The sequence below is a fragment of the Pseudochrobactrum sp. sp1633 genome (assembly GCF_030376605.1).
Taxonomy (GTDB): domain Bacteria; phylum Pseudomonadota; class Alphaproteobacteria; order Rhizobiales; family Rhizobiaceae; genus Pseudochrobactrum.
Window position 1 is genome coordinate 43,456 of the sequence record NZ_JARRAE010000020.1, and the last position, 7,215, is coordinate 50,670.

Annotated in this window: 5 protein-coding genes; 2 read left to right on the forward strand and 3 right to left on the reverse strand. The window is 44.5% G+C overall.

The features are described 5' to 3' along the window. Positions 1 to 14 precede the first annotated feature (14 nt). Together P8H26_RS16150 and P8H26_RS16155 are read left to right on the forward strand one after the other, a co-directional pair. On the forward strand, positions 15 to 1,718 hold the full coding sequence (locus tag P8H26_RS16150; RefSeq protein WP_289634203.1) for a hypothetical protein: 1,704 nt from the start codon (positions 15 to 17) through the stop codon (positions 1,716 to 1,718). After that, positions 1,715 to 3,886 (forward strand): integrase, encoded by a 2,172-nt coding sequence (locus P8H26_RS16155; RefSeq protein WP_289634204.1) that lies wholly within the window; start codon positions 1,715 to 1,717, stop codon positions 3,884 to 3,886. The genes P8H26_RS16150 and P8H26_RS16155 overlap by 4 nt, the downstream gene beginning before the upstream one ends. A gap of 407 nt (positions 3,887 to 4,293) precedes the next feature. Here P8H26_RS16155 and P8H26_RS16160 read toward each other — a convergent pair whose 3' ends face one another. From P8H26_RS16160 to P8H26_RS16170, 3 genes are all read right to left on the reverse strand, one after another. Then, entirely contained in the window at positions 4,294 to 4,506 is a 213-nt protein-coding gene (locus tag P8H26_RS16160) for a KTSC domain-containing protein (protein WP_289634205.1), read from the reverse strand. Between the two features lie 8 nt (positions 4,507 to 4,514). Further along, on the reverse strand, positions 4,515 to 6,287 hold the full coding sequence (locus tag P8H26_RS16165) for an ATP-binding protein (RefSeq protein ID WP_289634206.1): 1,773 nt from the start codon (positions 6,285 to 6,287) through the stop codon (positions 4,515 to 4,517). After that, a partial coding sequence (locus P8H26_RS16170) for an SIR2 family protein (protein ID WP_289634207.1) occupies positions 6,284 to 7,215 on the reverse strand: 932 nt, incomplete at its 5' end. The genes P8H26_RS16165 and P8H26_RS16170, both read right to left, overlap by 4 nt.

Consider the following 7,215-nt stretch of genomic DNA (forward strand, 5'->3'; position numbering starts at 1 on the left):
AGCGGGATACGGTATTGGGTCTGCGTTTCAATATCGAAGCGCGCTATGGTGGGGTTGTCGAGATTGATCTTGTAGATGTGCATCCGCGGCAGATTGTAATTGCTTTTGCCGGTGCTCTTCGTAGGCAATCTGAGCTTGGCGGGTCGTTGGGCGCGCGGAGCACGATCAAACAGCACTTGCAGGGTTATTTGAAGTTTTTCGCCTTTCTGCGTGAACACACCATAATCAAGACGCTGCAGGATCTGCGCGCTGAGGATATTGAAGGATACGAAACTTTTCTCAAGAGCGGAGGAATGAAACCTATTCACCTTCACTCAGTTCTCGCCAAGGTTATTCTTGCCTTACGCTCAATTGATGCCGATCATCCAGGTCTTCTCGCTGAAGGGGTGCGTCGACGGCTGAATTACACTAGTGCGCATCCCATTGGTCGATCGCAACCGCGTGACGCCTATAGTCCGTTCGTTGCAAGACAACTTCGAGATGCTGCCCGCGCTGATATTACCAACATATTCAAGCGGGTTGGCAAGCCGTTTGATGAAGACGATGACTATCCCTATCTTCGTGAAATAACCGACGAGGCCAACGCTCGGATTGCCGCCGCTGGCAGGATCAGCAGTGGGGATCGCATTTTCAAAAAAGTCTATTTCATGAGGCTGCGCCGCGGTCTTTCTGTGTCAACCTTAGCCGAAGATTTGCATGCGCGTTTTCATCTTCGCGCCTTTGATATTCCTCCCCTCATAAGCTTTCTTTCCCTAGAAACTGGTTTGGAAATTGAGTGCTGTAAGACATTGACGATAGAGTGTCTTCAAAATCCTCGACCTGGGACAGTCGAGATCGCTTATGTAAAGCGCCGCGCCCGTGGCTCCGAGTACAAAAATATTAGAGTGCGTGATGGTGGAATCGGAACGCCGGGTGGTCTCATCCGAAAATTGATCGAAGTTACTGCTTTTACAAGGCAGTTTGTGCCGAGTGATTGCCTTTGGCTTTACTATTATACAGGAAGGAAACAGCTCCGTGCAGGTATCGCTTATCCGCATGAGCTTGTTGATCGATGGACTAGGAGTCACAACATTCTTAATGACAATGGTGAACCTCTTCGCCTTGTCCTTTCTCGCCTACGTAAGACACATAAAGCGCTCTGGTATCTTAAGACCGAAGGTCATATGGCTCGTTTTGCTGTCGGACATACATCTGAAATTGCAGCTCGCCACTATGCTGATATTCCTTCACTACGTCCTCTTCACGAAGCCACTGTAGCGGAAGCATTTACTGAGGCTGCGGCCGTATTAGGTCCGACCATCTTGGCTTCCGGCAACGAGGATTCTTGGCGCAAAAACCACTCTGCTTCCGAAGGTGGCACTAATGTTGATACTCTTCTAAATGGTGAGCAGGATGTCTGGTTGGCTGCATGCTCCGGATTTACCAGTAGCCCTTTTGGAAAGCAGGGAGCTCCTTGTCCGCAGCCCTTCTGGGGGTGTCTCGAATGCAGTAATGCGGTTATTACCGAGCGCAAACTTCCCGCGATAATCGCGTTCTTGCAGTTTATTGAAGATCAACGGATAGGACTGGCTGCAATGGATTGGGCAATGAAGTTCGGCCGCGTACATGATCGTATTGTGAAGCAAATTCTCTCTGCTTTCCCCGAAAGTGTGATTGCTATCGCCCGTCTCGAGGCGGAGAGGAGCGCCCTTTATCTCCCGCCGGAGGCTAGGCAATGACGAGACAGAGGTCAGTAGTTCGTACTTTTTTGCAACTTGATCTTCGCCCAGTTCTCTTAACGGCGCCATTAAAGTCTGGTTTTGAACGAAGTGCACTGTCGCGCTACAGTGATCCGAGTTGGGATCTTGGGCCGGCTGTGTTTCGTGAAAACGCTCGGCGCTGTCATGTTACTGTGCACTTTGGCTCGGTAGATGATGCGAGTGTCCGTGAGGCGGTTCGTGAATTTCTTTATGCTCGACTCAACATTAATATACCAGGGTACCGCAAAATGCTCCCTCCGGCCAGTGTCCGGCAGGTATTCAATCGCGCACGACGTTTTTTTGAGTTCGTGCATAGGGAACTGGGTGTTGTTGATCTTCAACGTATTGGCCAGTCCCATCTGGATCGCTATGCTCATTTCCTCATGGCTGATCGTAATCGCCGCCCTATTATTATAGCGCAATTGCTGGAGATCCCTGCTGATCTCTATATCTATAGGGATCATCTTTCCTCTGGAGGTTTGTCATTTCAGCCTTGGGCAGGAACTTCGCCAACGCGAGTTGCGGGGGGATGTCATGTCAGAGAGAACCGAACACCGCGAATACCCGAGGAGATCATATCGCCACTTCTGGCTTGGTCGATCCAATATTTGAACCAATTCGCTTCCGATATATTCGCTGCTCGTGATGAAATGGACTGTCTGGAAGCTAAATGTGCAGCGATTGTAAAAGCGGATCGATTTTTGGATCACAAGCAACGTCGAGAACGACAGTGCAAACGGCTCAAGAATTATTTTGAACGTCTACGTAACGATGGGCGTGGGGTCCCAATTTGGGTAAACACACACAATGGTACGTTTCTACAACATCCCCAAACTGGCAATATCTCTCCACCGATTAATTCACATTTACTAAATTTGCATATCGGGATTGATGTTAAAGCTGAGCCCAAAATGCATATCCAATTGTCAGGCGATATGTCCCGTCAGATCAAGGCTGCTGTGAGCGAGCTTGGTGTGGAGGCTGGTGGAATGAATACACCAATTTCTTATTTAGCGGAGTCTGGCAAACCTTGGCGATCTCGCTTTGATATTAAAGCTCTCGCCCAGGAAGAGAGGATGTTGCAGTCGGCTGCCTATATAGTCTGTGCCTATTTGACCGGCATGCGGGACTGCGAGGTTCAAGCGATGCAGCGCGGGTGTCTTTCACTGACGCGTAGCGAAGACGGTATAATCATGCGCCATCGTGTGCGTTCAGTCGCTTATAAGGGGAAATCTAGTCAGGGTGAACCCGCTGATTGGATTACTATTGAGCCTGTTGCCAGAGCTATACAAGTTCTGGAGCGTTTGTCGTTTAGAGCTGCATCTGCTCGCGGATTGACAACGCTCTGGCCTGTACTCGCGGCTAAATCGGTTAGTAAGGATCACCTTTCGGCTGAAATCGTTCCTCAGCTCAATCATTACCGTGACCATCTTAATGATTTATTCGGCACGCCTGACCAGCCCGTAATTCCGAATGACGCAGAGGGAAAACCATGGCGGATTACAACGCGGCAGTTCAGACGAACGATCGCATGGCACATTGCCAACCGCCCGTTCGGAACTATTGCGGGCATGATACAATATAAGCATGCGTCCGTCGCTGTCTTTGAAGGATATGCTGGCTCCAGTCGATCTGATTTCAAGGCGGAAGTCGAGAGTCAGCACAGTCTCGGTCAGATTGATGATTTGTTGATCTATTTCGATCAACGAAAAGCGGGAGAGTCGTTGTCAGGGCCTGCGGCTACACGTATAGCGAAAACACTTGATCATATATCAGGCGATCTTGATGCGTTGCCAGCTATGATTGCTGACAGGTCTCGATTGCGAACTATGCTTGCAAGTCTCGCACGGACATTACATGTTGGCGTTTTAGCTGATTGTTTCTTTGATCCCGGAACAGCTCTATGTTTGAAGCAAGTGAGCTCTACGAATGATAAGATACCTTTGCCGTCACTTTGCCAACCTACACATTGTCCTAATGCATGTATAACGGCAAGGCATAGGCCGGCTTGGTTGCGTTCTGCCAATGAGATTAGTGAGTTGTTGAAGGAAAGGCGTTTGCCTCTACTACAGCGCAAAGTTCTTCAGCAAGAGCTTGAAAGAATTAAAAAAACACTGAATATTATAGATGCTAACAACACGACATAGATTTGATGTGGACATATCGCTTCAATCTATCACAGGATCATAAAAATATCGAATTCGTAATAATCTAGTAGAATCTTTGCATGGCACTTAGAGAGTTATTATGAGTTCCTCTTAAGTCGAGATATAAACAGAAATTCCCATTTTTCTACAATGTATAATTTATTCTAACGAGGCAGTATGCAGCATCATCCGGACAGTCATTTACTAGACGATTGGCACCTTTATGGGCCAATAAATCCAAATATTTTTAGACTAATATCACAATTAGCTCATAGTAAGGGCATGAGAGTTAATGAGATAGAAGATGTGATCGAAGCAGCATTGCGTAAAAAATGGGAGGAACTTTCAGAAGTGGCTTCTGATTAGTAAAAAATACTATAATGGATTATTGAATTTAGTATTTTTGTTTATCCAACTCTACTGAAATTATACGTACTTCTTACTCTTTGTGCAAAATAACGCCCCACTGATGATGCGCTTATTAATTCCTGGTAAACATTCTCTGGCACGTTGTAATACTCATATATCCCCCCAGATAAGAATTCTATTTCAAGAGTCTGTGATATTTCATCATACCCTACGGAAGCGATATTCGAAGAACTAACGGATTGACGATCCATGATTTTCCCTACTGTACACTATCTTGGTTTCTCCAAGCCTGAACAAGTTTTGAGTAATCTTCATCACCTCGTTCAGTATTCCATTTTTCACCAATTTGGGGATCCCCGCTGTTGGGGTATTTATCAGCTGGTAAGACATTGAATCTGCAACGCGTGGGAAGCTGTGCTGCCTCACCTACTATTATGGCTTCACCAGTTCTAAGAACAGGTAATGAATCAACAATTCCAGCTAAGCCATCTGACATTGCTGCTTTAACTATGCCACGATCAGTTGAATTATTAATTCTTAAGGATATAATAGTTCCACACTGAGATAAGATTGTTTCATCTATCTCAGAGGGACGCTGGCTAACTATCATTGCACCGACTCCGAACTTTCGTCCCTCTTTAGCAATCCGTTGTACCATTTCTTTCGAATGTCCATTTTCGGCCTTTCCTAGATAGCGGTGTGCTTCTTCAAGAACAATTAAAAGTGGACGTTCGCGCATTCCTTCCGCAACATTTCTCCCCCAGAGTGCTGCCTCAAAAATAATATCAAGTAAGGCTCCTAGAAGTAATGATAATCGAGCCGATGGCATCCCAGATAAATCAAAAATTGTTATAGGTTTATCATGTCCAAGCCAATCCTCAAGAAGTTGATCTAAGTCTTTATTAATCTTTCCATCGGGATTTGGGTTCCAATCACCTGGTTCCAAAAGAAATGAATATTGAGAATCGAGTAATCTTGATTTCATTAAATCAAGTTGTCTTTTCATAGACCCAGTGCCACCTTTTTTCGGCAATGCTGAACCAATCCCAGGAGGGGTGAACTTAGGAGCAACTAATTCTTCAAATGATCCTTGACCATTTTCTGTATAGGCCGGTGTAGTCATGGCATTGTCACTATAGGTTATGCCGTCTTCATGGCAGAGATCATACCATATTTTTTTCAATCGATAAGGAAGAGGAGTATTGTTGGTTACTTTTTCGGGCTCAATATTTTGTATGTTGTTTTCTATTATACTTAATTTTTTTTCTTCAACAGTTTTGTCTAAAAAGAGAGTTCTTTGAGTTTCGTTGGGATTGTTTGAAAGAAAATCGATCAATTTATCGGGTGAAATGCTCCAAAAGGGTATGTAAAGTTGGTTTTCTCCCGATGGCAAAATTGAGAATGTTTTTGCTACATCGCTGAGAGCAGGGCCATATTCGCCATGTATATCTATTAGAAGAACTCTCGCTGATGGTAATGGTGTCTCATCAGATTTTATAACCATTGATCGCAGAAGACTTGCTGTACTGGTGGACTTGCCGGATCCGGTAGATCCTAGTATGGCAGAGTGTCGTGCAATAAGTTTATCCAAGTCTAAACTGATTTCAATTCCTTCTGAACTAGATAAACGACCAACTTGAAAATGACTATTTAAGCGCTTGCTGAATATTGTTTCCAAATCACTATCGACAACAAAATGAACTTGATCACCAATGCTTGGATATTCACTGATACCTCTGTCAAAGTGACCACCAATGGCTTCCCCCACGAGTTCGACTTTGATCCACTTTCTTTCGGAGGCCATTTCGGAATCTGCATTAATCTTTGATGTTTCACTGGATTCGGAAATAACACCGTAAAGATGATTATATCCCAAAGGAATTTTTACAAAACTTCCAACCTGTCCAATTCTATAATTGCGCCCTTCTAATACTACGATTCCTGACTCAACAGACGCAGCAAGATCAACCGTTACTGATGCACTTGAAACGGAGCTTACAACGCCTAAAAATGTTGGTTGCAGAGTTGTCATGCTTGCACCTCATGTGCGTCTGACGCCCCTGTGTTCTGTTCTTCTTCTGGAGCGTTTGGCTGCACGATGTCTTGAGATATATTACTACCCGCTGTTGCTAAAAAACGAGCGAGACGGACAAAATCTCCAAGTAAAAATTTATTTTCTTGGTAATATTCAGATCGAATTTCTGGCCAGTTTTTTGTTGGAGGAGTGCCAAGTTTCCATTTCGCTTCTACGCCGTTTATTACTGCACCATCTGTACAAAAAACACTCACGCCTGAGCATCTCAAGGCTAATTCTTTAGCCGCTTTTTCGTCCGCTAGGCTATTGAATTGGAATGCTAGTAATGCTGCTGTAGGGTTTGCCATTAAACTCTCAAGTAGTCGAGATGAGATGTGCGCGTCGGCAAAAGAAAACCCTGTACATAAAATCAATGTGTCTGGTTCCAGGATGAAATTTTTTAAGCGCTCGAACAAAGATGAAAATGGAGCTGCTTGTGTCTGATCATACTTGATGTGTGATGGATAGACCATATTAGCATTGTCTGAATTTGGTACGCGCACGACCTCGCCATTTTCTGTTGATTCCCAGCCAATGGATCCATGAAGCTTCCATAGTCTTACCCAACGGGGTGGAAGGTCATTCTTAGAAATACTCGAAGGATCAAAAAATGCGCATTTTGATCCACTGAAACCATCAAAATAAGGTGTTCGTGCTCTCTCTAATGCATTTTCAATTAAAAGGTCATAATTAGTTGTAAAAATTTCAACTGCGTATTTTCGATTAATACCGGTAATCCATGATACCAGTTCAGAATAAGGGTTTGGTTCACTAGGTAAATCTTGTGCAACTACATCTCTTATTGAAGAGCATATTTTCTGAGATAGCTCATTAAAATCTTTGGCTGTAAAGTCGAAAAGAGTACCTACATCAATTACTTCAGCAA